The organism is Scandinavium sp. UTDF21-P1B, assembly GCF_040750395.1.
GTDB lineage: Bacteria > Pseudomonadota > Gammaproteobacteria > Enterobacterales > Enterobacteriaceae > Scandinavium.
Map to the genome: position 1 here is coordinate 1 of NZ_JBFLVD010000046.1, position 364 is coordinate 364.

Annotated in this window: 2 pseudogenes; one reads left to right on the top strand and one right to left on the bottom strand. The window is 42.3% G+C overall.

Going from position 1 to position 364, the window contains the following annotated elements:
* Nucleotides 1-267 (top strand): annotated as a pseudogene (locus AB1287_RS22285) (hypothetical protein); the annotation flags it as partial.
* Nucleotides 268-289: 22 nt separating this feature from the next.
* Here AB1287_RS22285 and AB1287_RS22290 read toward each other — a convergent pair.
* Nucleotides 290-364: pseudogene (locus AB1287_RS22290) on the bottom strand (IS6 family transposase); the annotation flags it as partial.

Sequence of the window (364 nt, forward strand, 5' to 3'; positions counted from 1 at the left end):
GTATTATGTTTGATAGCTGATCAACTCATTGAATACATGACCGAAAAGGGCTATCTTGTAGAGCAAATTCTTAGCTTACTCATTAATCATTTTGATAAAGTTGCCTATTTCATCGGTAAAGACTCAGGCGTCTCCATCAATGAAAGGATCGCCAGAAATATGTTGCTGAAATTTCGAGATGAAGAAGGATGGTTGTACGCGCGAGCCACGTTGATGAATGCGCCATGGGCTTTTTTAGGCACTGTTGCAAAGTTCGTGACGAGGTAGCCTTTTATCTTATTTAAAGGCCTTACATTTCAAAAACTCTGCTCACCAGACGCATCTCGCCCAGGGGATCACCATAATAAAACGCTGAAGCCTGGCC